The following is a 25082-nucleotide window of genomic DNA, read 5'->3' as shown; positions in this document are numbered from 1 at the left end:
GTTTTTGATTAAAAGCAGCGTTAACGGATTAACGCTGCTCTGTTTGTTTGTTATTTATCTTTTTTTCCGTCTTTAGAAAACGTTTCTGCTAGTTTAGACATTTTATTAATATCTATATTTCCTGTTAAAGAGACAATTACAGACTCTGGTGTTCCGTTTTTAGAATCTTTGTCTTTTACAAACATCAACACTTCACTTACAAAATCTTTGTTTTTTGTTGCCTTAACATAAATCTTTACACGAGAGTCTTTGTCTTTTACTCGCATTAACTCAATTAAATTGCTCTTTCCTACGGCTGATTTTACCATATTCTCCATTTGAGCAGCGACTGCAGCATTTTCTGTAGAAAATACTTTTAACTCTTGTAAGTCTTGAATCATCTTAAAAACTTCCATTGCTTCATTATCTTCAGACTCTACTTTAAATTTTGATAAAATTTCAAAAGCATCTTTGTTTACAACAACTGATGAAACTTCATCTAAATCTTCTAACTTATCAAAAATTGATTGTCCGAAACTTAAGTTAGATACAAATGCTAATGCTAATAATACTATTACTTTTTTCATGATTTCTTTTGTTTATAAGTACTTGGTTTTACTTTCTTAATTAATTTACAGTGTTTATTACTTTATTTACTGTTTCTTCATAGGTTTCTAAATGTTCAATCGCATCACTCCCTTTTTTTAGGTTGTTTGAAACGGCATATATGGCTTCATTTCCTTTGTTTAAATTGACTGAAACTAGTTGTAACGCTTCTTTAATTTGCGCAAACTGTTTACGTTGTTGATGCTTTTGGTATTCTTCGTTTCCTATAAATACGCTAAATAGTAAGATTACTGACGCTGCTACCGACAACCATTTCCAGTTCTTCTTAGTTTTCTCAGGTTTTAACTGAATGGTTTGGGTAAAGGTTTCATCTTTACTTTGTTTAAAATAACCAAACATCATACTGTACTCTTGCAAATGAGGTGCCACATTCTTTGAGGTAAAATACTCTTGTAACATTTTTTCTTCTTGCAAAGTTGTTTCTGCGTCTAGATATTTTTCTAATAACTTCTCTATGTTAGCTAACTCCATAGTTATGTTTTTTAATGAGTTCTTCTCTTATTGTTTTTCTTGCTCTTGATAATGCTACCCTTACAGCGGTAGGTTTCATATCTACCATTTTACATATTTCATCAAAATCGTACTGTTCAATATCACGTAACTGAATGATTATTTTTTGTTGTTCAGGTAATTTTTCAATGAGCTGGTGTACTTGGTTTACACTATCGTTATGTTCTACTTTCTTTTCTAACGATGTTTCTTTTTCTTTATAATTGCTATGCACCAACGTTAAATTACTTGCTTGCTTCGATTTTAATCGATCGTAACAATAATTTTTCGTCATCGTCATCGCAAATGCCTCTACATTTTTGTAGTCGGACAGTTTTTCCCGATTCCTCCACAATTTAAAATACAATTCTTGCGTAGCGTCTTCAGCTTCTTCTGTAGAAACCAACAATCTTTTCGCTAAACGAAAGACTTTGTCTTTAAATGGTAATACAACTTTTAAAAAGTCTGTTTGGTTCATTGTTTAGTTGATTAATTGTGTAATCCTTTTAAATAAACACTTCTTATTTATCAGGCTTACATAACTACGACGATACAGTTTCAAGTTTGTTACATCAATAATAAAAAAAATAATATTATTCAGTAAATTGCGTTGTTGTTAGAACTAATATACTCTTATGAAATTACTTAAAGCATCCCTTATCGTCTTATTTTCAATAATACTTGTTTCATGTAGTGAAAAAGACGATGCCCCAAAAAATATAGAAGTTCAAAATTTTGTTTGGAAAGGTTTGAATGCGTATTACCTATGGCAAGACCAAATTCCTGACTTGAGTGATCGAAGATTCAATAATGATGAAGAGTTATATAGTTATTTGACTAGTTTTGATGACCCAAATGTTTTGTTTAATAGTTTACTTACACCAGATGACAATTATTCTAGACTTATAGAAGACTACAATACAATTACCGAACCCGAGCTGAGAAGCAGTGTTGTTAATGGTATGGAGTTTGGAATTATTTCCGAGCCTGGAAGTTCTGACAATGTTATAGGCTATGTAACCCACATATTACCAAACTCAAATGCTTCGAGTAAAGATTTGACAAGAGGTGAGTTTTTCTACGCAGTAAACGATACGCAATTAACAAGAGACAACTATGAGTCTCTTTTGTTAGATGAAGAAAACATTTTTACGTTAAACATGGCTGATTATGATGGCGACAACGTAACTCCTAATGGAAAAACGGTAGCTCTAGAAAAACAAAATTATGACTATCCTCCTGTTTTTATGGAAGATGTTATTATGAATGACGGTGATAATATTGCTTATTTAATGTATAACAATGATTTTTCTACCAATTATTTACAGGATTTAAACGAAACGTTTTTAAACTTTAAAAATCAATCTGCAAATCAATTAATATTGGATCTAAGATACAATATTGGAGGAGGAAGTTTTGTCAAAAACATTACTAAAATAGCATCAATGATTACTGGGCAATTTAACAATGACGTTTTTATTAAAGAAGAGTGGAATGCTAAAGCGCAACCTTGGTTTGAAGTTAATCAACCAGATTCGTTACTCACAAAATTTACTGATAGATTAAATACTGAAACTACAATTAACAGTCTTAATTTAAATGCCGTGTATATAATTTTGAATGGAGAAAATTTTACAGGATCATCAGCGATAGAACTGCTTATAAACAGCCTAAAACCTTATATTGATGTTCATGTTATTGGAAATGACACAACAGGTAATAACTTAGGATTTATAACTCTTTATAACTCGATTGATTACAATTCATTCAATAAAAGTGAAAATCATACATTTGCCTTGCAACCTGCCGTTCTTTCATTTTTTAATAAAGATGATGAAACATATGCTAACGGAATTACGCCAAGTGTAGCATTGTGCGACCATGAAGATGCTTTAAACTTAGGAGTTTTAGGTAGTAGTACAGACCCTATTCTAAATAGAGTTTTAAACTATATTTCTTCGGGAGATGCTGGACCAGCACCAACTTGTAATCAAAATAATTTTGAATACATAAGTAACTCTATTTCTTTTCAAAGGGAAGCTGATAACGGTGTTTTTATAGAACAAATACTACCTAATACCTATTAAAGTAGCGTCATTTGTTGGTTATTCTCTTCATTAGGAATTTTTAAGTCAACTCCTAACTCCTTGTTTAGCTTTTTTATAAAATAGGCTGCCAACAAAGGAGATTCTACCTCCAAATTTTGATGGATAAAAAAGTTAATATTCTGTAATCCTAAATCATTCCACTCCTTTAATCTCTCTACCCATTCGTCTAAACGTGTATAATCCGTTGGATGGTTCGCACCTACATAACGTATAAAGGCCTCATTATTGGTCAATCGCATATGTACCATATCTCTCCTACCTGCTGTATCCACCAATACATTAGCTATACTATTTTCTTCTAACAATTGAGTAAATTCATCAAACACTTCTCTGTCTTCAAACCAATCAGGGTGACGAACTTCTATAGCTAGCGGAATTTCATTAGGCCAACTCACAGCAAAATTTTGTAATTTATCAAAGTTTTTAGGACCAAAATTAGAATGTAATTGTAAAAAAATAGTACCTAACTTCTCTTCTAAATTTGAAGCATTATCTAAATAGATATTCACAGCATCTTGAACACCTTCTAGTCGTTTCCAATGGCTTATCTCTTGCCCTAACTTTGGAAAAAACTTAAACCCTTTTGGAGTCTTTGTTCTCCATTTAGCAAACTGTTCTGCTGAAAACTGACGATAAAAAGTAGCATTCAACTCGATAGAATTAAATTGCTTCGAATAGTATTCTAATTCATCTTTCGTTCCTTTCGGATAAAACCCTTTTAAATCGGCTTTGTTCCACTTAGCACAACCTACAAAAACACTTGGTTTATTATTACTCTTTTCATAAGAACTTAACAACTCTATTGTTTTAGGATGTGTTTTTGGTAAAGTAAAATCTATTAATTCAGGATGTTCAACCTTTCCAAACTTCATACTTAATTGTTTTCTATTCCTTCTTCAATTTCTTGGTTATCCACCATTTCTGGTCTAAATTCTGTCATTCTATCATCATTTAGCTTTTTAGCATAATTATATCCTGACTTCCACCATTGTTTCATCTTCTCTTTATCAAAAACTAAAGAATTTGTAGTTAAAACAGTTGGTGTATAATATAAATTCAACTTTACATTATGTTGTTTTGCTGATAACTTTCCAATAGTAATATTATGTCGTTCTACATTTTCTAACATAAAATCAAACGTATCCATCATCAATGAAAAAGGGTTCTTTGCTGGCAATCTATTCATTTGTGTTACTTCGGTAGCTAAAATAATTGCATCAACCTCTGTAGCTCCTCTTGCTATAGCTTCACGAATAGGTATTAAACTTCCAAATCCACCATCAGCATACTGACAATAATCTTTTTCTAACAAACTCATAAATGGCACATAGTTACACGAGCCCCAAATCCAATCGCAAAAATCTTCATATTCACACTCTAAAATAGACTTGTATTCAATTTGATTTGCTGTTAAATTAGAAACTGTTACTACCACTTCTTTATTCAATCTTCTAATCTCATCATACATTTCTTTGGTTATGCTATTTTTTATAAGCTTACGTAAATTTTTACTCTCACCAAAGGTTTTACTTCCATTTAAAAAGTTCCAAAAAGTATTTCTATGTCGTATTGACACCACCTTTTCACCATGGACTGATTTTACTCTAAACGGACTGTTACTAAAAATAGCTTTTTGATCTACCGAAGTATATACCTCTTTCAGCTCGTCAACCATACCTAAGGCCAAATGCGATACCATTAAACTACCTGTAGAAGTTCCTAAAAGTATATCGTAATCTTTATTTTTATGCTTCATTAAGTATTGTGCAACTCCACCTGCAAACGCTCCTTTACTTCCCCCTCCTGAAATTACCAAGGCTTTTTTCATTGAATTAAGTTTGATTTATCTATTTTTAGTTCTGTAAAAATATCAAAAATATGCAACCAACATTTTTAAAATAATCTTTCCTGTATATGTTTAATGATTATTTTAAATAGTAGAGGTTAGCTACAATCACCAAAAACAACTAAAACAAACATATGAAACGATTTGTTATTCTTTTTTTAGTCATTTTTAGTCTATTTTCTTGTAAAACAGAAAAACAATACACTCCAAGAACTATTAACTCTGTTACGATTACAAAAATCAAACAAGACAGCACTAGTATCAGAGCTATATTAGCCATTAATGCAAATACATTAACCTATGCGGGTTCTATAGGAGATATTACAACTACTATAGATGGAGGTAAAACTTGGAGCACTCAAAAACTGAAATACAACGATTCTATCATCCCACATTTTAGGAGTATTACCCAAAATAACAATGCTATTTTTGCTTTATCAGTAGCAAATCCAGCTCTACTATATAAAAAAAATCAAGAGGAACTTCAATTAGTTTATATTGAAAAAAATGAAAAAGTATTTTACGACTGCATGAAGTTCTTTGCTGATGGAAAGCATGGTATTGCCGTTGGTGACCCTACAGAAGATTGTCCGTCTGTTATTCTTACCTCAGACGGAGGAAACACTTGGACAAAACTACCTTGCTCTCAACTACCTACTTTTGAAGAAGGAGAAGCCTTCTTTGCTGCTAGTAATACCAATATTGCTATTGTAAACAATACTGTATGGATAGGTTCTGGAGGAGCCAAAGCACGTATTTTAAAATCTACCGACTTTGGAAGCACTTGGGAGATTTTTGATACACCAATTGTACAGGGTGACGGACCACAAGGAATTTACTCTATTGATTTTTATGATGAAAACCATGGAATTGCCGTTGGAGGAAACTATTCAAAGCCAGAAGACAATAACGCTAATAAAGCTATTACTACTGATGGAGGTAAAACATGGACACTCGTAGCTAACAATACCAACCCTAATTATAAAAGCTGTGTACAATATGTGCCTAACACCAACGGAAAAGAAATTTTTGCCGTTGGAAAAACTGGAGTTTCATTTTCTAATGATGGTGGGCATACTTGGAAGGATGTTAGTAAAGACGGATATTATGCTATTCAATTTGTAGACAGTAATACTGCTTGGTTATCAGGACACGAAAAAATTGGAAAGTTAATTCTTAACTAATTCTTAATGTTTTGTTAAAAGGAACTTTATTCCTTTTTTACTACATACTTTTATGAACTAATCAACTCAATATTCAATGAAAAAAATACTATTCTTACTCTTATCCTTGTGTATTAGTAGTTCTTTTGCACAAGATTACTTTCCTACCAATACTGGTGTAAAGTCTTCCAAAAACAATGTATATGCATTTACCAATGCTACCATTTATGTTACCCCTAATCAAACAATAAAAAAGGGAACATTACTTGTTAAAGACGGAAAAGTTGTTTCTGTAGGTAAATCAGTTTCTATTCCTACCGAGGCGCAAACTATCGATCTTGAAGGGAAATCTATTTACCCTTCTTTTGTAGATGTTTATGCTACTTTTGGTATTGAAAAGCCCAAAAGACAAGGTGGTCGCGGACAAAGGCCTCAATATGATGCCGCTAGAAAAGGATATTATTGGAACGATCATATTCGTCCTGATATAAATCCAACTTCTGAATTCAAGTTTGATGATAAAAAAGCTAAAGAATTATTAGCGGCTGGTTTTGGTGCTGTTAATACGCACTTAGAAGATGGAATTATGCAAGGAAACGGAATGTTAGTTGCCTTAAATCCTAATAACACTGATGCATATCGAATTTTAGATAAAAAGTCTGGAAACTACTTATCATTTTCTAAAAGTGTAAAATCACGTCAAAGTTACCCTACTTCTCGTATGGGAGCCATGGCTTTATTACGCCAAACTTATTTAGATGCTGATTGGTATGCTAACGGAAATGCTAAAAACACTGATTTAGCTTTAGAAGCTTTAAACAATAACAAAAACTTACCTCAAATTTTTAATGCAGGTGGTTATTTAGATAACTTAAGAGCTGATAAAATTGGTGACGAATTTGGTATTCAATACACCATCTTAGGTGGTGGAAATGAGTACGAAAGAATTAACGATATAAAAGCTACAAATGCTACTTATATCCTTCCTATCAATTTCAGAAAAGCTTATGATGTATCTAATCCGTTTTTAACGGATAAAATTGCGTTGAGTGATATGCGTGCATGGAATCAAGAGCCTTCAAATCCTGCTGTATTTGCTAATAATAAAATTCCTTTTGCCTTAACTACACATGATTTAAAAAATGTAAAAGATTTTAGCACCAACCTACAAAAAGCTATTGCTCGCGGATTGGATAAAACTACCGCTTTAGAAGCTTTAACAACAATTCCTGCAACTATTTTAAAAAACAATAAAATAGGTAACTTAAAAGCGGGTAGTTATGCTAACTTTTTAATTACTTCTGGAGATATTTTTGATTCAAAAACAACCTTATTTGAAAATTGGGTTCAAGGAGCTAAGAATGTTATCAATCCGATGGACATTAAAGATATTACTGGAAACTACACCTTAAATGTTAATGGTTCAACATATACCATGGCTATTACAGGTTCAGGAGTAAAACAAGCTGCAGAAATTAAAAAAGGGGATGAGAAAATCAATTCAAATTTTTCATTTGCTAATGATTGGGTAAACATTACTTTAAGAGAAGGTGATAACTTTACACGTTTAACAGGTCAATTAGACAACAAGCAAATTAAAGGTACCGCTATTGATAATAACGGAAACGAAAGTCAATGGGCGGCTACATATACATCTAAAATAGATAAGAAAAAGAAAGACAAGAAAAAAGATGATAAAACACCTGAAGTTTTTGCTGTTTCTTTTCCAAATATAGGTTATGGTAATGCTGCTAAACCTCAAAAAGAAACTATTTTAATTAAAAATGCTACTGTTTGGACTTCTGAAAACAACGAAGTATTGAACAATACTGATGTGCTTATTAAAGACGGAAAAATTTTCAAAATAGGCACAAATTTATCTAGTAGAGGTGCAAAAGTAATTGATGGAACAGGTAAATATCTTACCGCTGGTATTATTGACGAACACTCACATATTGCTGCTTCAGCAATTAACGAATCTGGTCATAACTCTTCTGCTGAAGTAACTATTGAAGATGTTATTAACCCTAACGATATTAATATTTACAGAAACATTGCTGGTGGTGTTACCTCTATTCAAATTTTACATGGTTCTGCTAACCCTATTGGTGGGCGCTCTGCTATCATTAAACTTAAATGGGGAGAAAACGCTGACGGATTATTATACAACAACACACCTAAGTTTATCAAGTTTGCTTTAGGTGAAAACGTAAAACAATCTAACTGGGGAGATTCAAACACCATTCGTTTCCCACAAACTCGTATGGGAGTTGAGCAAGTTTACATTGACTATTTTCAAAGAGCTAAAGAATATGATGCTAAAAAGAAAAGCGGACAACCATATCGTAAAGATCTTGAGTTAGAAACCTTAGCAGAAATCATCAATAAAGAACGCTTTATTTCATGTCACTCTTACGTACAATCTGAAATTAATATGTTGATGAAAGTGGCAGAGCAGTTCAACTTTAACATCAACACGTTCACTCATATTTTAGAAGGATATAAACTTGCTGATAAAATGAAAGAACACGGAGTTGGTGGTTCTACTTTCTCTGACTGGTGGGCATACAAATATGAAGTAAACGACGCTATTCCTTACAACGCGGCAATTATGCACAACCAAGGAGTTACTGTTGCCATTAATTCAGATGATGCTGAAATGTCTCGTAGATTAAACCAAGAAGCAGCTAAATTGATAAAATATGGTGGAATGAGCGAGCAAGAAGCTTGGGCTACAGTAACTATCAATCCGGCGAAACTATTACACTTAAACGATCGTACAGGAAGTATTAAAGTAGGTAAAGATGCCGATGTAGTTTTATGGAGCGGTAATCCTTTATCTGTTTACTCAAAAGCAGAGAAAACAATTATTGATGGAGCAATATACTTCGATATTGAAAAAGATATAGAAAAACGTAAAGCTATCAAAGCAGAGCGTGCTAAATTGATCAATATGATGTTACAAGAGAAGCTAAAAGGTGGTAAAACACAAGCACCAAAGAAAAAAACTCAAAAATTATTTCATTGTGATACAGAGTAAGAACTTAAAAATACAAAACATGAAAATTAAATTAATATATAGTTTGGTATGTTTCTTATTCTTAGGAAACATGCTAGCCCAACAAACACCAGCACCAAAACAAACTCAAGATTATTCTATTGAAGGTGCTACGGCACATTTAGGTAACGGAGAAGTAATTGAAAACTCTTTAATTATGTTCTCTAACGGAAAAATTGAATTTGTAGGAAGCGCTAAAATGAAAATTGCCCGCATGGGTACTGTTATAAACGCTAGAGGAAAACATGTATATCCAGGATTTATTGCAGCAAACACCTCTTTAGGTCTAGCAGAAATTGACGCTGTTCGTGCTACAAGAGATGTTGACGAAGTTGGTACTATGTTACCTCACATTCGTAGCATTATAGCCTACAACACCGAAAGTAAGGTGGTGGAAACTATGCGTCCTAACGGAGTACTAATGGCACAGGTAGCTCCTCGTGGTGGAGTTATCTCTGGTACCTCTTCTGTTGTTCAATTAGATGCTTGGAATTGGGAAGATGCTACTATCAAAACTGATGACGGAATTCATATGAACTGGCCTAATGCTTTTAGCAGTGGTCGTTGGTGGATGGGAGAAGATCCTGGTTTAAAACCAAATAAAGACTATCAAAAAAACATTGAAGAGTTTAAAGACTTTTTTGCCAACGCAAAAAGTTATTTAGCTAGTAATAAGTCGACTAAAAACTTACCTTATGAGTCTTTACAAGGTGTTTTAAACGGTTCTCAAAAAATGTTTGTACACGTATCGGGTAAAAAAGGAATTACCGATGCGGTAAACACTTGTAAAGAATTAGGTATTAAAAACATCGTTATTGTACGCGGACAAGAAGCTGAAAAAGTAGCCGATTTATTAAACGCTAATAACATTCCTGTTATTTTAGAACGCGCTCACCGTTTGCCTAATGGTGAAGATACTGATTATGACAGACCTTATCGAGCAGCTAAAATATTAGCTGATGCAGGTATTTTAGTTGGTTTAGGTATGGAAGGAGAAATGGAACGTATGAGTACTCGTAACCTTCCTTTTTATGCAGGTACTTATGCTGCTTACGGGTTAGATAAAGAAAAAGCTGTGCAGTTAATTACAGGTAATAATGCCAAAATTTTAGGTATTGATGATAAAGTAGGTACTTTAGAAGTTGGTAAAGATGCTACCTTGTTTATTTCTGAAGGTGATGCCTTAGATATGCGTACAAATATTTTAAACGAAGCTTTTATTCAAGGTAGAAAAATCAGTTTAGAATCGCACCAAACCAAATTATGGAAACGTTATTCTGATAAATATAAAAATCAATAGAACGTCATTCTAAACTAAGAGATAGCCACGTCATTAACATTCCTCGCTATGACAACAATCTTAACGTCATTCCGAGGAAGTTTGACGAAGGAATCTAGGTAACAATTCATCTAGTCATTTCGAACATAAGTGAAATCTCATTCAAGTTTCTCCTTCCATTTCACTTATGTTCGAAATGACATAGAAATATTTTAAAAAGCTCGGTTATCCGAGCTTTTTTTATCGTAGAACGATAGCCAAATATTTAAATTCTTGTTACTTGACTTTAAATCATTTCTTTTCTACACTCATGTATTTATCTCTAGGTAATTGATTAAGTCTATATTCGTACTTTTGCAAAGATGAAACAGATTAGTAGTACACAAAACGCCTATATAAAAGAGCTTTTAAAGCTTCAAGAAAAAGCTAGAGAACGTAAGAAGAAAGGACTTTTTTTAGTAGAAGGGCAACGCGAAATTTCGTTAGTGCTCAAAGGTGGATATGAAATTGACACTGTACTCTTTGTAGCTGAACTTTTCTCAGAAGAAAACCTGACCGAAATAAAAAATCAAGCTGCTAATTGCATCGAAATTACGAAAGAAGTATATCAAAAACTTGCCTATCGCGATACTACCGAGGGAATTATTGCTGTGGTAAAAACTAAAAACTTCGATTTAGAAGCTATTGAATTCAACACCACTACTCCACTCGTTTTGGTTATGGAAGGTATTGAAAAGCCAGGAAACATTGGTGCTATGTTACGTACTGCTGATGCTGCGAATGTAGATGCTGTTTTTATTGCCAACCCTAAAACGGATTTATTCAACCCTAATATTATACGCTCTAGTGTAGGTTGTGTATTTACCAATCAGATAGCTACAGGTACTTCTGAAGACATTATAGCGTACTTAAAGGAGCATAATATTCATATTTACAGTGCTACCCTACAAAACTCAAACGAATACCATAAAAACGACTACACTAAGGCTACCGCTTTGGTAGTAGGTACCGAAGCTACAGGATTAACGCAAGTTTGGCGAGACGAAGCTACTCAGAATATCAATATTCCTATGCAAGGAGAAATAGATTCTATGAATGTATCGGTTGCTGCAGCCATCTTAACTTTTGAGGCGAAACGACAACGTAATTTTATACAGTAAACTTACTTATCAATACTGAAAAACATTTATTTTAACCGTACATTTTTGTACGGTTTTTTATTTTGTTTTATATTGGCTAGCGCTAATAAAAAAGAACAAAAATTGCTAAAAAATTTCCGTTTATCACCTTAAATACTCCGGATAAAAGTAGTTTTTGTTCTCTTATAACGAGTTACCTGCAAGCTGAAAAACGAAAATGAGAAAAATATTAATTGGAATTTTATTAATCTTGACAATTAGCTGTCAAAGCCAAGCTCAAGAACTCGAATACAGAAGTGTTGAATTTTATTTTGACCAAATAACTGAACTTGAACTCAAAGAATTAATAGAACAAAAAGTATTAATTGACTCGACCACTATAGCGGATAAATACTTGGACAAGGAAACGGGAAGATTGAATAAAGATGGCTCAATGAAATATATGGAAGCCAAAATGAAAGTCTACCAATCTCTATTTAAAGATTATTTGTATCAGCAACACCTTGAATATGGCGACAATGTTTTTGTTCTATATTTTACAATCGCAGGGTTTGATGACGTTGAATGGGATATTGTAAAATGGAATAAAAGTGATTGGAAAAATGATGACAAACTAAGTCGTGACAAGCTGAAATCCGATTCTTCGTTGACAAAAATATTTTGGAACTATGACGAAGGACCTAAGAATATGGATAATATTAGATTGTTTATCGAAAACGACTATTTAGTATTTGAACGTGGAAATTTATACCATTCACTTTACGACTTGAAATCAGATAAACTTTTGTTTAATGAAGAAAGTCCTTGGCACGCTTCTGAAGGAGAAAATAAAGAAATAATGAACGAGTGGATAAAGATAAATCTTCATGACAAGATTGAAGAAAAATTAAATGAAAAAAGAAAATAAAGCCAGCAGGTAACAATGTATATAAAAAATAGGCGAAATAGTAATAAAATCAAGGCTTTTGGTTCGTATCAAACATTGTGCTTAACCGAAAGCTTCGTGCTTCGAAATCGCCTACTTTTCATATACTAGACCGTTGTAGCCAATTTGAGAAATGACAATCCGAGAAATATTAAATACTACAAAACATAGACCTTGGAAAATTCCGACTGACAGTTGGAATTTTTACCAAGAGTGGAATAATGCAATATTTCTTCATTATCAAGTCGAATTGACTGAATTGGAAAAATTCGTTCCACAAGAATTAGAAATCGACCTTTTTGAGGGAAAACCTTGGATTTCAGTTGTTGCGTTTACAATGGAAAAAATAAGACCGAAAAACTTGCCTTCATTCTCGCCAATATCGGATTTTGATGAAATAAATATTCGGACATATGTTAAGTCAAAAAATAAAACTGGTGTTTACTTCTTGAGTATTGAAGGAGGAAAAAGCTTGTCTTGTAAAGTCGCAAAAGGCATTTCTGAACTTCCGTATAGATTTTCGGAAATTAAAAGAACTGACAAAAAATATCAATCCCAAAACTCTGAATTTAACGACCAACTTGACATTGAGTTTGCAATTGGAAAAGAACTGACTAAAAAAACGGAATTGGACAAATGGTTAACGGAAAGATATGCGCTTTTCCAAGATACAAAAGACTCTGTAAACGAATTTGAAATCCATCATTTGGAATGGCCGATTAACGAAATTGACATACAAAAACTGGAATTGAATTATCCGAGGTTTGAAAAATTAATAAAAGGAAAACCAAGTAGAATTCATTACTCGAAAGGAGTAAAAGTTTTGGCCTGGGGAAAAATAAAAAATAAAAAAACTGGCTACAACAAGGTGTATAATTAATTGCGGCTGAATTTCCTCAACGGAAATTCCTGCGTGTTTGCAATGTTCGGTTTACGGCGGAATAATTCTGCCGAATCATTCCGTAACGAAACCATAGCCTAAACCGTTAGGGTACATTTACGAAAAACAAACATCATTAATGAGAATTATAATATTATCTACCATATTTTTTTTATCACAATTAACATTTTCACAGTCAATCGCAAGTTATAACACAAATGCTACAAAATACGACAAGAATGCCAAATTTGCTCAGATAGTTGAAAAAACAAGTTTTTATAATTCGGACGGAATTCAAACGGAAATTGAGCATAAGAATTTCAATGAATCAATGCAATTGACAAGCCTAAAAAGGTTCGATGATAAAAACAAATTGATTTGGCTAAATATCTATAAATACGACAGTTTACAAAGGAGAGTTAGACTTGATAACAAAAGATGGATAAACATAATTGGATATCAAACAAAACACACTGAATATAAATATGATTCAATTGGCAATTTTGTTCAGATAGATTATAATTCTCAAAAACAAATTTCGAATATCGCTCAATACTTTTTTGACAAAGAAAAAAACTTAATTAGGCTTGAGAATTTTAATGGAAATGGTAGTTTAATTGGTTATGAAACTGCAAATTACGATTTAGAAAATAACGTTGTCGTCGTTAATCAATATAACAATAAAAATGAGCTGATTAACTCTAATAATAGAGCTATAAGTCATTCTGGAGAGAAAAAACAAAAGACTTCGAATAAATATAATGAAAAAGGAGATTTAATATTTTACATAAGAAATTGGAACGACAATGACAATGTTTGTTACACAATTGAATATAAATATGACAAAAATGGAAATTGGATTTCAAAAAAAAGATATAGCCATATTCAAACTGAAAGTGGAAAGTTGAAAAAGAAAAAAACAAAAATGATTAAAACGAGAAAAATAAAATATAGAGAATAAAAAACGTACCCTAAAACCGTATATAATTTATTGCTAGTTCTAGCCTACTTACAAAAATCCTCGCGGATTTTCTATTCGGATTGTATTTGCTAAATTAGGTGCTTAAAACACGCAACAAACCATATACACACAAGTTGTAAGTCATTTGAAAATCGAAACTGAATGGGAGTTTGGAATACTGAAATAAAAGGAAATAACACCACATTAGATATTTACTCGAACTTTTTCGAGAAGTATAATAATGGAGGAAGTCAAGTTTGGGTTTCAAACGAAATAAAAACGGAATTTGCTGACTATTTTTCAGATTCGGACAACCGCAATAATTCATTATTCGGACTTGCTTTGGCTCAATGGGAAACAAAGTCTCTTGAACCCAAAATTTTAAAGCAGATAAAAGAAATAATTGATAGTGGAACTGACTTGAAATTATGGAAAGAACTTGGCGCAGATGAAAAGACGATTCAGGAAAGAAAAACGGAATTACAAAATTTTCTGAAATTAATCTCGACTGAAAAACCAAAAGCGAAAAGAAGAGTTCGCCCGAAATTTGAATTTACAACAAACGAACTCGTCCGAATTTCAACTATTGACGGAACAAAAGAATTTAAAGTCAACGAAGAATTTACGAACGGAAAATATATCCATACAAGTGGAATAATGGAATGGAATTCTGGTGGTGGAGCAGGAATAATGTACTTTAATGGAGAAGGTAAAAAAGTTTCTGCTAAATGGATTGACAATAACAACTTGGAAATAACTCACGAACCGAATTTGAATTTTGTAAAAAAGGAGAATGAATCGTTTTTCCGAGGAAACGAAGTAAAAATAGATTATAAAACTGAATAAAAAACGCCTTACAACAATGGCTATAAATAATTGCTTGTTCTCGCCTACTTCTAAAAATCCTCGCGGATTTTCAGTTTGGTGTATACTTGCAAAGTTAAGTGCTAAACCACGCAACAACTCATAGCCGAACCGTTACATATCAAAACCAATAATACATCTTATTTAACCGTACCAATTGTACGGTTTTTTATTTTATATTATTTTAGCTTACGCTAAATAAGAAAAAATAAAGAATTGCTACTATTTCCTTTTATCCTCACTTTAAACAAGGAACACCTATTAAAAATATAAATTGCTTAATGAACTTAATTACACAACATCCCTACATATCAATCTCTCTAATTATACTTATTTTTAATTTTATGATAAAGAAAATTGCCCGAACTAAACATTCCCCACTTACAAAAGTATTTTTGTTTTTTATAACTGTTATTTCTCAGGCTTGTAGTCCTTTCGCGGGGCCTGTTGACAAATCTGTTTCAGACTCTTATTACTACTCAAAGTCAAAAAATGACATTCGTTATTCTCCTATGGGAAATTGGTTTGAGCTAGGTAATACTAAATTAAATGCCGATGTTAAAAGCTTTAGAGTTTTAGGAAGAGACTTTGGAAAAGATAAAAATCATGTATACTTTAAAAGTAATATTATAGATAATGAGATAGATACCGCTACTTTTTATGTACATGAGGATGATTACACCTGTTTTGACAAAAACCATGTATACATTGCTATAAACTATATGCCACAAGATATTAATGAAACAAATCAAGAGAAAAAATATTTGTGGAAGGTAGCAAAAGCTAATCCTAAAACATTTCAAAAAATTGATCAAGATTGGGCTAAGGATGATAAACATTATTTTTACAATTACGCTCCTATAAATGTAGATTATGATTCCTTTAAAGTTTTAAATAAAAACTTTGCTAAGGATCAAAATCAGGTATATTTATTAAAAAACTACGAATTGTTAGGAGCCACAACAATAGATCCTACCACAAGCAAAAAAATTAATGATAGATACATAGCAGATAAAAATAGTATTTACGACTTTCAAGAATATAAAAATGGTAAAAAAGTAGATTCTCTAACATCAATTCCTTATCAAAACATTGATGATTTAACCATTTTAGAAGACAAATTCTTACTTTTTGATAATACTGTTATATACGATGGTGTTAAAATTAAAAATGTTGATTTCTCTTCTTTTAAAATCATTCAATTTCCGTATTCTAAAGATAAAAATCATGTATTCTATCACAGTGACGTTATTGAAAAAGCTGACCCTAATACCTTTAGCATTTTTGAGACTTCTTATTATTCAAAAGATAAAAACCATGTATACGTTTACGGAAAACTATTAAAAGAAGCTGATGTAGCTACTTTTGGTCCTTCAAATGAAAAGCATTCTTTGTTATATAAAGATAAAAATCATACCTACCGAGGTGACAAAATTGTAGAAGGGAACTAACCTTCATTAATATTGAAATAGTAAGGTCTTCCTCTACAAAAACAACATAAAAAACTGATTATTAGATTTTTTTGTATTTTTATTTCAACTAAAATTAAAAAAATATGAAAAATCTAATAAACTCTACCTCTCTTGTTGTATTGTCTTTTTTAATGTTTATTTTTTCTTTTTCGGCAAATGCTCAAAATGGTTCTGATACCCTAGTTATGATGGATGGAAAAGAAAGAAAAGGAAAAGTAACAGCTATTAATGATGATGAAATAACATTCACTTTTACTGGTGAAACTTTAGAATATAAAATCAAGCGAGCTAAAGTCAATAAAATTATTTTTTCTAGTGGACGAACTCAGTTAATCTCTGAAAAAAAGATTGATAAAAATACTTCAGAGCTATCAAAAAACACCTCAAGCCTTACAAATAGAAAAGGAAAAATGGCAGTATTGCCCTTTAAAATTATAACCAATATGCCTTCTATAGATAAGGAAGCTATTGGTAGACAGATTCAAACCGACTGCTCTAACACAATAAAAGGAGAATCTCCTATGATTGAAATTGTAGACCCAAGAATTGTAAACACAACTTTAGCCAAAAATAATATTTCAGTTGATCAACTTGAAGTTATGTCACCAGATGAATTGGCTATATTATTAGGTGTTGAACACATCGTTTTTGGTTCTTACGATATAGAAAACACAGGTACAAGAACCTCTGGTTCAACAGTAACTTCCTATAAATCTAAAAAAGATAGAGATAAGAGAAAAGGAACAGCAATTAGCTCTGGAAATTCAACTACTTCAGATACATATGATTCTAAAATTACGATGGATATCTATAATGATGAAGGTTCTAATATTTATTCTGTTTCTCGTAAACCTTTTATGTCTGGTTTAGATAAATATCACAGTACTATTAAATATTTAATTAAAAGAGCTCCGTTTGGTCGTAAACATAAATAACCAAACACCAAAATTAAACATCATTTCAAACTGTTTGATAATTACATTACTCTCTAAATTTTTAAAGAGTAATGTAATTATTTACTCATACAATTTAAGCTTATTCTCTAATTGTTGAATGGTTTTATGCATGTGATCCATTCTATCAAGCATATTATTGATAACATCGATACCTTCCATGTTTACTTCTAAATCGTAGTACAATCTGATTATTTTTTCTAAAGTAGGCAGTTGTTCGGTATATAAATACCTATCAGATCCTTTTACCACAAATTCAATCAGTTGAAAAGATTCAATACTTTCTATAAAATGTTCATCTAAATTATGATGAATAATAACTTTCTGTACACTTATTAACTCTTTATCACTCATATCTATTTCAATTTAGAAAGTTTAGTAAACAAATCACGTTCTTCTTCTGTTAATCTGGTTGGTATGGATACTTTATAAGTAACATATAAATCACCAAACTGATCTTCTTTTTTATACTTAGGAAAACCTTTTCCTTTCAACCGAACCTTAGTTCCATTTTGAGTTCCTGATTTAACTTTAAGTTTCACCTTATCTACAAAAGTGTCAATTACAACCTCTCCTCCTAGTACTGCTGTATATAAGTCGATTGTTTGCTCTGTATACAAATTAGCTCCATCTCTTTTAAAGTTTATATCTGGAATAATATCAAAAGTGATGTACAAATCTCCTTTCGGACCTCCATTGAGCCCTTCTCCCCCATGACCTTTTATTTTAATTGTCTGACCATTCTCCACACCAGCAGGAATCGTAATTCGTATCTTTTTGCCATTTACAGTCAGTACTTGTTTTTGTGAAGTATACACATCTTTTAAATTCAATTGTAAAGTTGCATTAAAATCCTGTCCTCTAAATTGAGCTGTTTGTCTACCTGATCTTCTTCCTCCTCCAAAAGCAGCATTAAAAAAGTCAGAAAAATCGGTTCCTTCAAAGCCAGATGATGAATATTGCTGATAAGCACCTCCTCCACCAAACCCACTTTGATATCCTCGTTGTTTCTTAGCTTCTTCATAAGCATCTGCATGTTGCCAATGTTCACCGTACTCATCATATTTTTTTCGATTTTCAGGGTTACTCAACACTTCATTAGCCTCATTTATTTGCTGAAACTTTTTCTTTGCTTCTTCATCATTCGGATTCGTATCTGGATGATATTTTCTAGCTAGTTTCCGATACGCTTTTTTTATATCAGCAGCAGTTGCTGTTTTATCTATTCCTAAAACTTTGTAGTAGTCTATAAAATCCATAGTATTGATAGCTAGTATAAAACACTTCAAAATATACGAAATATTATCATGTGATGCCAATTAAAATCTTTGGCTGATTTTATTTGTATTTTTGCGCTTTTATTGATGATTAAATGGTGATTGAAGATTTAGTAGGAAACTATAACATTATAGGTAGCAATCAAGATGAAAGTACTAATACTTATAAAGGAACACTTTCTTTAACTCTTGATGAAAATAACAGAATTATTGCCAAATGGCTTATTAATAATGAACAAGAACAATTTGGAACAGGGTTCTTTATGAACAATATTTTAGCTATTAACTTTAACTATACTAGTTATGATAATACTATTTATAAAGGTGTAGTTGTGTATTCTTGTCTTTCTAAAAATATTTTAGATGGATTTTGGTCTGAAAAACATGGAAATCCATTATTTCTTGGAGAAGAACGTTGTTTTAGAATACAGGAACAACCTCAATTAATTAACTAAAAGAGAACTACCTATGCAATGCCCTTGCAACCCAAATAAAAAATACAGTGATTGCTGCCAAAAAGCACATCAAAACATTCATTCAGTTACCTCAGCTGAAGCTTTAATGCTTTCAAGATACAGTGCTTTTGTACTAGCCAAAATTGACTACCTACAAAAAAGTCACCATAGTAGCACCAGACCTTCTAAAAGAGAAAAGAAAGAAATTTTAGCATGGACAAAATCTGTTAACTGGATAAAACTAGAGGTGCTACACACAACAGAAACTACAGTTGAATTCAAGGCTTTTTTTATGGAAAATGGAAGTATTGACGTAATTCATGAAAACTCTCTTTTTTGTAAAGAGAATGACCATTGGGTGTATCTTGGTCAAAAATAAGACTGTCTAATAAACATTGTTTCTACTTTCATTACGAGAAATTTTAATTTTGAAATAATCTGTTAATCCTATTTTGGATTTCACATAAGATAGCTTCATTTCATTCGCAATAACGCTATTTTTTTAGACAGCCTCATTAATATTACACTAAGAACTCAAATAAATTAGGTTTATCATTTAAATATTCACCATAAAAATTTCGCTCTTTCATTCTACGAATTAACGGTTGTAGATCTTCTTTCTTTTCTAATTCTATACCTACAACAGCAGGTCCGTTTTCTTTATCAGTTTTCTTAGAATACTCAAAAAAAGTAATATCATCATTTTCACCCAATACCTCAGCTACAAATTCTTTTAAAGCTCCTGCACGTTGTGGAAAACGAACAATGAAATAGTGCTTCAATTTACCATATAACAATGCGCGTTCTTTAATTTCTGCGGTACGAGTAATATCGTTGTTACTTCCACTAATAACGCATACTACATTTTTACCTTTCAATTCTTCTTGGTAAAAATCAAGTGCACTTATAGTCAAAGCTCCTGCAGGTTCAACTACTATCGCTTCTTTATTATACATTTCTAATATCGTTTGACACACTTTCCCTTCAGGAACAGTAATCATATCTGATAAGTTCTCTCGACAAATTTTGTAGGTTAACGCTCCTACTTGCTGTACTGCTGCTCCATCTACAAACTTATCAATGCTATCAAGCTTAATATTGTTATTTTCCTCTAACGATTTTTTCATAGAAGGTGCTCCTGCTGGCTCTACTCCTATAATCTTTGTTTTGGGAGACAATAACTTAAAAACACTCGACAAACCAGAAGCCAATCCACCACCTCCAACTGGCACAAAAACATAGTCGATTGGTTGTTCTGATTGTTCCAAAACCTCAAGACCTACCGTTGCTTGTCCTTCAATAATTTTTTCATCATCAAATGGATGCACAAACGTTTTTTGCAAACTATCAGACAAGAGTTTTGCTGCTTTATAAGCATCATCAAACGTATCTCCAATCAATCGAATATCAACAAAATCACCTCCAAACATTTTTACCTGTTCTACCTTTTGTTTTGGAGTTGGCACAGGCATATAAATAGTACCGTAAATTTCTTTTTTTCTACACGCCAAAGCTACTCCTTGTGCATGGTTTCCAGCACTTGCACATACAATTCCATTTTCCAGTTCCTCTTCGGTTAAAGAACTAATTTTATTATAAGCCCCTCTAATTTTATACGAACGAACTTGCTGCAAATCTTCTCTCTTCAAAAAGATATTAGCTTTGAATTGTTGTGATAAGTTAAAGTTTTCTTGCAACGGAGTAACTGCTACGACTTCTTGTAAAGTCGCAGCAGCTTGTTGTATTGCTTCTAGTTTTGGAAAATAAGTTTCTTTTTGAACTTCCATAGTATTATGCTAAAACGGGTTCTTCTTGATTGACTCTTGTTTTGATTACTTTCATTGCAGTCATTGCCTCTCGCAATTCTGCACCTACTTCTTCAATAGGATGATTACGAATTGCTTTGTTTACTTTAATTAATTCAAGGTTATCTACTTCATTAGAAGTGCTGTACTCTTTTCCAGTAACATCAGTACTTACCGACTTCATAAAATCGGTTAATAATGGTTTTGCTGCATGATCAAATAAATAGCATCCATATTCAGCTGTATCCGAAATTATCCTGTTCATTTCAAATAACTTTTTACGTGCTACCGTATTTGCAATTAGTGGTAACTCATGTAGTGATTCGTAATAAGCCGATGCAGAAATAATTCCCGATTTCACCATCGTTTCAAACGCCAACTCAACTCCAGCTTTTACAAAAGCTACTAACAATGTTCCTTTATCAAAATATTCTTGTTCTGAAATTTCTTCGGAAGTTGCCGCTGTTTTTTCAAACTGAGTTTCTCCTGTCGCTGCACGCCATGTTAATAAATTCACATCGTCATTTGCCCAATCTTCCATCATTGTTTTTGAAAAATGTCCTGACATGATATCATCCATGTGTTTATTAAACAAAGGCTCTAACACCTCTTTTAATTCTTCGGAAAGTTGGTAGGCTTTAATTTTTGCAGGATTCGATAAACGATCCATCATATTGGTAATTCCTCCATGTTTTAATGCTTCTGTGATAGTTTCCCATCCGTATTGAATTAATTTAGAAGCGTACGATGGCTCTACTCCTTCTTCAATCATTTTATTGAATGATAAGATAGATCCTGTTTGTAGTACCCCACATAAAATGGTTTGCTCTCCCATTAAATCTGATTTCACCTCAGCAACAAATGACGACTCCAAAACACCAGCTTTATGGCCTCCAGTAGCAAATGCATAAGCTTTTGCTTGTGCTAATCCTTTATTTTCTGGGTCATTTTCTGGATGTACTGCAATTAAAGTAGGAACTCCGAATCCGCGTTTGTATTCTTCTCTTACTTCTGTTCCAGGACACTTAGGTGCTACCATAATTACTGTTAAATCCTTACGTACTTGCATACCTTCTTCAACAATATTAAATCCGTGAGAGTATGATAAGGTTGCTCCTGATTTCATTAATGGCATTACTGCATTTACTACTTGAGTATGTTGTTTATCGGGTGTTAAATTACATACCAAATCGGCAGTTGGAATTAGCTCTTCATACGTTCCTACTGTAAAACCGTGTTCAGTTGCATTTTTATACGATTGACGTTGTTCTTTAATTGCTGCTTCTCGTAATGCGTATGAAATATCTAAACCAGAATCGCGCATATTTAATCCTTGATTCAATCCTTGTGCTCCACATCCTACAATTACCACTTTTTTACCTTCTAATGCTGCTGTTCCGTCTGAAAACTCATCAGCATTCATAAATCTACATTTTCCTAATTGTTCTAATTGCTCTCTTAATGATAATTGGTTGAAATAATTTTTCATTTTTATTTGTGTTGTTTGTTTATGCTGTTATTAATTGTAATAGTTTTGATACTGGCATTTCTTCTTTCGTAATGGCAATTCTTCCTGAACGAACAAATTGCTTAATACCATGTTTGTCTAAAATGTGATAGAGTTCTTCTACCTCTTCTTTACTTCCTGATTTTTCAAGGACAAAAAAGTTTTTGTTCACATTAATGACTCTTGATTTACTTTGATTGATAATTGTTTGGATATCGTTGTTATCGGTCAATAAGTCTGTACTTAGTTTAAACAAACACGATTCTTGATACACCGTTTCTTCATCAGTATGGTAAAAAGCTTTAATTACTTCCACTTGCTTTTCTATCTGCCCGATAATTTTTTTCATTTGTTCTTCAGTAATCTTTACTAAAAGTGTAATTCTAGAAACACTTTTTATTTCTGATGAAGAACTATTAATACTTTCTATGTTAATATGTCTTCGTTGAAATATTGCTGATATTCTATTCAATAATCCAATATTATTTTCTGTGTATATTGAGATTGTATAGGTGTTTTTTGTATTCATATTTTCTTATTTTAATCGAACTTCTGATACCGATGCCCCTGTTGGAATCATAGGAAATACGTTGTCTTCTTTTTCTACACAAACCTCTAAGAAGTAAGCTTCTTTAGATTGTATCATTTCTTGAACAGCTGTTGCTAAATCTTCTCGTTTTGTAACTCTATTCGCTGCCATATGGTACCCTTTAGCTATTGCTACAAAATCAGGGTTGGTCATTACAGTTGAAGCATATCGTTTATCAAAAAATAACTGTTGCCATTGACGTACCATGCCTAAAAACTCATTGTTTAGCACCACAATTTTAACTGCTGCTTTGGTTTGTAAAATAGTTCCTAGCTCTTGTATGGTCATTTGATAACCACCATCACCTATTACTGCTACTACTTCACGCTCTGGCATTCCCATTTTAGCACCAATAGCTGCAGGTAAAGCAAATCCCATGGTTCCTAATCCGCCTGAAGTAATATTACTTTTAGTTTGGTTAAATTCTGCATAGCGACTCGCTATCATTTGATGTTGCCCTACATCGGTAACTACGATAGCCTTCCCTTTTGATGCTTCATTAATTTGCTTGATAACCTCTCCCATTGTTAAACCATCTTTGGTTGGAAACAGGTCGTTTTTTATGACATTATCAAATTCTACCGCATCTAAATTTCTAAACTCTTGCAACCACTCTTTGTGTGAATTTTCTTCTAAAAGAGGAAGCGCTGCTGCTAAAGTTTGTTTTACATTTCCTAAAACAGCTATATCTGTCTTTACATTTTTATCAACTTCCGCAGGGTCTATTTCAAAGTGAATAACTTTTGCTTGCTTCGCATAACGATTTAAATCACCTGTAACACGATCATCAAAACGCATTCCGATGGCAATTAACACATCACATTCATTGGTGAGTTTATTCGGACTATAATTACCATGCATTCCTACCATACCAACATGTAACGGGTGCTTAGTTGGTAAAGCTGATAAGCCTAACAAAGTACTTGCTGATGGTATTCCTGCTTTTTCTATAAACGCTTTAAATTCCTGTTCTGCTTCACCTAGAATTACACCTTGTCCCCAAACGACAAACGGTCTTTCTGCATTATTAATTAACTCAACTGCTGCTTCAACACTTTGCATATCCATATTTGGAACAGGCTGATAACTTCGCACTGAAGTGCATTTTTTATATTCAAAATCAAATTCTTCAAACTGTGCATTTTTTGTGATATCAACCAACACAGGTCCTGGTCGTCCTGAGCGAGCAATGTAAAATGCTTTCGCCATTACTTCAGGAATTTCACTTGCTTTCGTTATCTGATAATTCCATTTGGTAACAGGAGTAGAAATACCTACAATATCGGTTTCTTGAAACGCGTCAGAGCCTAATAAGTGTGCTCCTACTTGCCCTGTAATACATACCATTGGAGTAGAATCTATTTGCGCATCAGCAATACCTGTAATTAAATTCGTTGCTCCCGGACCCGAAGTTGCCATGGCTACACCAACTTTACCTGTAGCTCTTGCATATCCTTGTGCTGCATGTGTGGCTCCTTGCTCGTGACGTGTTAATACATGATGCAATTTATCTTGATATTTATACAACTCATCATAAACTGGCATAATAGCACCACCAGGATATCCGTATAACAAGTCGACTCCTTCAGCTAATAAACATTTGATTACAGCTTCTGCACCTGTAATGGTTACTTTTTGTGTTGTTTCTTGTTCTGTTTGTTGTTTCGTTTTTGTTTCCATAAACTCAGCTTTATGCTTTAGCTTTT

At 32.6% G+C, this 25082-nt stretch carries 24 protein-coding genes; 13 read left to right on the top strand and 11 right to left on the bottom strand.

Translation table 11 applies throughout. The features are described 5' to 3' along the window. Positions 1-50: 50 nt before the first annotated feature. Genes N534_RS14565 through N534_RS0107345 form a run of 3 tightly spaced genes read right to left on the bottom strand, consistent with a single transcriptional unit; the run spans position 51 to position 1573 of the window. Positions 51-566, bottom strand: coding sequence for a DUF4252 domain-containing protein (locus tag N534_RS14565; protein ID WP_038005742.1), 516 nt, complete (start codon positions 564-566; stop codon positions 51-53). A gap of 40 nt (positions 567-606) precedes the next feature. Next, positions 607-1077: a DUF3290 family protein gene (locus tag N534_RS0107350; RefSeq protein ID WP_028891867.1), complete on the bottom strand. Its 471-nt coding sequence runs from the start codon at positions 1075-1077 to the stop codon at positions 607-609. After that, positions 1064-1573, bottom strand: a complete 510-nt coding sequence (locus tag N534_RS0107345) for an RNA polymerase sigma factor (RefSeq protein ID WP_028891866.1) — start codon at positions 1571-1573, stop codon at positions 1064-1066. Before N534_RS0107345 ends, N534_RS0107350 begins: the two co-directional genes overlap by 14 nt. A gap of 157 nt (positions 1574-1730) precedes the next feature. Between N534_RS0107345 and N534_RS0107340 the strand changes: the two genes are divergently transcribed. Beyond that, the gene (locus tag N534_RS0107340; RefSeq protein WP_038005740.1) at positions 1731-3182 is read left to right on the top strand and encodes a S41 family peptidase; all 1452 of its coding nucleotides are present in this window, start codon (positions 1731-1733) and stop codon (positions 3180-3182) included. On the opposite strand, the gene N534_RS0107335 is transcribed toward N534_RS0107340, so the two are convergent. Together N534_RS0107335 and N534_RS0107330 are read right to left on the bottom strand one after the other, a co-directional pair. Continuing rightward, positions 3179-4075, bottom strand: coding sequence for a DUF72 domain-containing protein (locus N534_RS0107335; RefSeq protein ID WP_028891864.1), 897 nt, complete (start codon positions 4073-4075; stop codon positions 3179-3181). The two genes, N534_RS0107340 and N534_RS0107335, sit on opposite strands and share 4 nt — an antisense overlap. Before the next feature lie 2 nt (positions 4076-4077). Further along, positions 4078-5031 carry a patatin family protein gene (locus N534_RS0107330; protein WP_028891863.1) on the bottom strand — a complete coding sequence of 318 codons (954 nt, stop codon included), beginning with the start codon at positions 5029-5031 and terminating at the stop codon, positions 4078-4080. 152 nt (positions 5032-5183) lie between these two features. Between N534_RS0107330 and N534_RS0107325 the strand changes: the two genes are divergently transcribed. The 10 genes from N534_RS0107325 to N534_RS0107280 all read left to right on the top strand — a co-directional run bounded on the left by N534_RS0107325 (position 5184) and on the right by N534_RS0107280 (position 17725). Next, positions 5184-6233 (top strand): oxidoreductase, encoded by a 1050-nt coding sequence (locus N534_RS0107325; RefSeq protein ID WP_028891862.1) that lies wholly within the window; start codon positions 5184-5186, stop codon positions 6231-6233. Positions 6234-6309: 76 nt separating this feature from the next. Next, positions 6310-9252, top strand: a complete 2943-nt coding sequence (locus N534_RS0107320) for an amidohydrolase family protein (RefSeq protein WP_028891861.1) — start codon at positions 6310-6312, stop codon at positions 9250-9252. Between the two features lie 19 nt (positions 9253-9271). Further along, positions 9272-10570, top strand: a complete 1299-nt coding sequence (locus tag N534_RS0107315; RefSeq protein ID WP_028891860.1) for an amidohydrolase family protein — start codon at positions 9272-9274, stop codon at positions 10568-10570. Between the two features lie 341 nt (positions 10571-10911). After that, a complete protein-coding gene (locus tag N534_RS0107310; protein ID WP_028891859.1) occupies positions 10912-11709 on the top strand; it encodes an RNA methyltransferase in 798 nt (265 codons plus the stop codon). A 196-nt stretch (positions 11710-11905) separates the two neighbouring features. Beyond that, the gene (locus N534_RS0107305; RefSeq protein WP_028891858.1) at positions 11906-12595 is read left to right on the top strand and encodes a hypothetical protein; all 690 of its coding nucleotides are present in this window, start codon (positions 11906-11908) and stop codon (positions 12593-12595) included. Between the two features lie 151 nt (positions 12596-12746). Continuing rightward, positions 12747-13493, top strand: a complete 747-nt coding sequence (locus N534_RS14560) for a YqjF family protein (RefSeq protein ID WP_051435871.1) — start codon at positions 12747-12749, stop codon at positions 13491-13493. 139 nt (positions 13494-13632) lie between these two features. After that, positions 13633-14454, top strand: a complete 822-nt coding sequence (locus N534_RS0107295) for a hypothetical protein (protein ID WP_028891857.1) — start codon at positions 13633-13635, stop codon at positions 14452-14454. A gap of 162 nt (positions 14455-14616) precedes the next feature. Beyond that, positions 14617-15300: a hypothetical protein gene (locus N534_RS15310; RefSeq protein ID WP_051435870.1), complete on the top strand. Its 684-nt coding sequence runs from the start codon at positions 14617-14619 to the stop codon at positions 15298-15300. Between the two features lie 413 nt (positions 15301-15713). Then, complete coding sequence (locus N534_RS0107285) at positions 15714-16769, top strand: DKNYY domain-containing protein (RefSeq protein ID WP_197017702.1); 1056 nt, start codon at positions 15714-15716, stop codon at positions 16767-16769. Positions 16770-16873: 104 nt separating this feature from the next. Beyond that, positions 16874-17725: a hypothetical protein gene (locus tag N534_RS0107280; protein ID WP_028891855.1), complete on the top strand. Its 852-nt coding sequence runs from the start codon at positions 16874-16876 to the stop codon at positions 17723-17725. An 81-nt stretch (positions 17726-17806) separates the two neighbouring features. Here the strand turns inward: N534_RS0107280 and N534_RS0107275 are convergent, their stop codons facing one another. Both N534_RS0107275 and N534_RS0107270 read right to left on the bottom strand, forming a co-directional pair. Continuing rightward, positions 17807-18097: a chaperone modulator CbpM gene (locus N534_RS0107275; protein WP_028891854.1), complete on the bottom strand. Its 291-nt coding sequence runs from the start codon at positions 18095-18097 to the stop codon at positions 17807-17809. A 2-nt stretch (positions 18098-18099) separates the two neighbouring features. Beyond that, entirely contained in the window at positions 18100-19002 is a 903-nt protein-coding gene (locus N534_RS0107270) for a DnaJ C-terminal domain-containing protein (protein ID WP_028891853.1), read from the bottom strand. Positions 19003-19115: 113 nt separating this feature from the next. Between N534_RS0107270 and N534_RS0107265 the strand changes: the two genes are divergently transcribed. Together N534_RS0107265 and N534_RS0107260 are read left to right on the top strand one after the other, a co-directional pair. Next, positions 19116-19475, top strand: coding sequence for a hypothetical protein (locus N534_RS0107265; RefSeq protein WP_028891852.1), 360 nt, complete (start codon positions 19116-19118; stop codon positions 19473-19475). A 13-nt stretch (positions 19476-19488) separates the two neighbouring features. Then, positions 19489-19854: a YchJ family protein gene (locus N534_RS0107260; RefSeq protein WP_028891851.1), complete on the top strand. Its 366-nt coding sequence runs from the start codon at positions 19489-19491 to the stop codon at positions 19852-19854. 142 nt (positions 19855-19996) lie between these two features. On the opposite strand, the gene ilvA is transcribed toward N534_RS0107260, so the two are convergent. From ilvA to ilvB, 4 genes are read right to left on the bottom strand one after another with little or no spacing between them, the layout of a single operon-like run. Then, positions 19997-21262 (bottom strand): threonine ammonia-lyase IlvA, encoded by a 1266-nt coding sequence (gene ilvA / locus N534_RS0107255; protein ID WP_028891850.1) that lies wholly within the window; start codon positions 21260-21262, stop codon positions 19997-19999. A 4-nt stretch (positions 21263-21266) separates the two neighbouring features. Beyond that, the gene (gene ilvC / locus N534_RS0107250; protein ID WP_028891849.1) at positions 21267-22769 is read right to left on the bottom strand and encodes a ketol-acid reductoisomerase; all 1503 of its coding nucleotides are present in this window, start codon (positions 22767-22769) and stop codon (positions 21267-21269) included. A gap of 19 nt (positions 22770-22788) precedes the next feature. Then, complete coding sequence (gene ilvN, locus N534_RS0107245) at positions 22789-23316, bottom strand: acetolactate synthase small subunit (RefSeq protein WP_028891848.1); 528 nt, start codon at positions 23314-23316, stop codon at positions 22789-22791. 6 nt (positions 23317-23322) lie between these two features. Continuing rightward, positions 23323-25056 carry a biosynthetic-type acetolactate synthase large subunit gene (gene ilvB / locus N534_RS0107240; protein ID WP_028891847.1) on the bottom strand — a complete coding sequence of 578 codons (1734 nt, stop codon included), beginning with the start codon at positions 25054-25056 and terminating at the stop codon, positions 23323-23325. Positions 25057-25082: the final 26 nt, after the last annotated feature.

It is taken from the genome of Tenacibaculum sp. 47A_GOM-205m (assembly GCF_000518405.1).
GTDB lineage: Bacteria > Bacteroidota > Bacteroidia > Flavobacteriales > Flavobacteriaceae > Polaribacter > Polaribacter lutimaris.
This window is presented reverse-complemented; position numbering and strand designations above follow the sequence as displayed.

What these genes read in the sequence shown, in the direction of transcription:
- N534_RS0107275 (WP_028891854.1), bottom strand. Translation starts at nt 18,097, where the DNA reads ATGAGTGATAAAGAGTTAATAAGTGTACAGAAAGTTATTATTCATCAT.
- N534_RS0107340 (WP_038005740.1), top strand. Translation starts at nt 1,731, where the DNA reads ATGAAATTACTTAAAGCATCCCTTATCGTCTTATTTTCAATAATACTT.
- N534_RS15310 (WP_051435870.1), top strand. Translation starts at nt 14,617, where the DNA reads ATGGGAGTTTGGAATACTGAAATAAAAGGAAATAACACCACATTAGAT.
- ilvB (WP_028891847.1), bottom strand. Translation starts at nt 25,056, where the DNA reads ATGGAAACAAAAACGAAACAACAAACAGAACAAGAAACAACACAAAAA.
- N534_RS0107260 (WP_028891851.1), top strand. Translation starts at nt 19,489, where the DNA reads ATGCAATGCCCTTGCAACCCAAATAAAAAATACAGTGATTGCTGCCAA.
- ilvC (WP_028891849.1), bottom strand. Translation starts at nt 22,769, where the DNA reads ATGAAAAATTATTTCAACCAATTATCATTAAGAGAGCAATTAGAACAA.
- N534_RS0107265 (WP_028891852.1), top strand. Translation starts at nt 19,116, where the DNA reads ATGGTGATTGAAGATTTAGTAGGAAACTATAACATTATAGGTAGCAAT.
- N534_RS14565 (WP_038005742.1), bottom strand. Translation starts at nt 566, where the DNA reads ATGAAAAAAGTAATAGTATTATTAGCATTAGCATTTGTATCTAACTTA.
- N534_RS0107270 (WP_028891853.1), bottom strand. Translation starts at nt 19,002, where the DNA reads ATGGATTTTATAGACTACTACAAAGTTTTAGGAATAGATAAAACAGCA.
- N534_RS0107315 (WP_028891860.1), top strand. Translation starts at nt 9,272, where the DNA reads ATGAAAATTAAATTAATATATAGTTTGGTATGTTTCTTATTCTTAGGA.
- N534_RS0107325 (WP_028891862.1), top strand. Translation starts at nt 5,184, where the DNA reads ATGAAACGATTTGTTATTCTTTTTTTAGTCATTTTTAGTCTATTTTCT.
- N534_RS0107280 (WP_028891855.1), top strand. Translation starts at nt 16,874, where the DNA reads ATGAAAAATCTAATAAACTCTACCTCTCTTGTTGTATTGTCTTTTTTA.
- N534_RS0107295 (WP_028891857.1), top strand. Translation starts at nt 13,633, where the DNA reads ATGAGAATTATAATATTATCTACCATATTTTTTTTATCACAATTAACA.
- N534_RS0107350 (WP_028891867.1), bottom strand. Translation starts at nt 1,077, where the DNA reads ATGGAGTTAGCTAACATAGAGAAGTTATTAGAAAAATATCTAGACGCA.
- ilvA (WP_028891850.1), bottom strand. Translation starts at nt 21,262, where the DNA reads ATGGAAGTTCAAAAAGAAACTTATTTTCCAAAACTAGAAGCAATACAA.
- N534_RS0107335 (WP_028891864.1), bottom strand. Translation starts at nt 4,075, where the DNA reads ATGAAGTTTGGAAAGGTTGAACATCCTGAATTAATAGATTTTACTTTA.
- N534_RS0107320 (WP_028891861.1), top strand. Translation starts at nt 6,310, where the DNA reads ATGAAAAAAATACTATTCTTACTCTTATCCTTGTGTATTAGTAGTTCT.
- N534_RS0107345 (WP_028891866.1), bottom strand. Translation starts at nt 1,573, where the DNA reads ATGAACCAAACAGACTTTTTAAAAGTTGTATTACCATTTAAAGACAAA.
- ilvN (WP_028891848.1), bottom strand. Translation starts at nt 23,316, where the DNA reads ATGAATACAAAAAACACCTATACAATCTCAATATACACAGAAAATAAT.
- N534_RS0107305 (WP_028891858.1), top strand. Translation starts at nt 11,906, where the DNA reads ATGAGAAAAATATTAATTGGAATTTTATTAATCTTGACAATTAGCTGT.
- N534_RS0107310 (WP_028891859.1), top strand. Translation starts at nt 10,912, where the DNA reads ATGAAACAGATTAGTAGTACACAAAACGCCTATATAAAAGAGCTTTTA.
- N534_RS0107330 (WP_028891863.1), bottom strand. Translation starts at nt 5,031, where the DNA reads ATGAAAAAAGCCTTGGTAATTTCAGGAGGGGGAAGTAAAGGAGCGTTT.
- N534_RS14560 (WP_051435871.1), top strand. Translation starts at nt 12,747, where the DNA reads ATGACAATCCGAGAAATATTAAATACTACAAAACATAGACCTTGGAAA.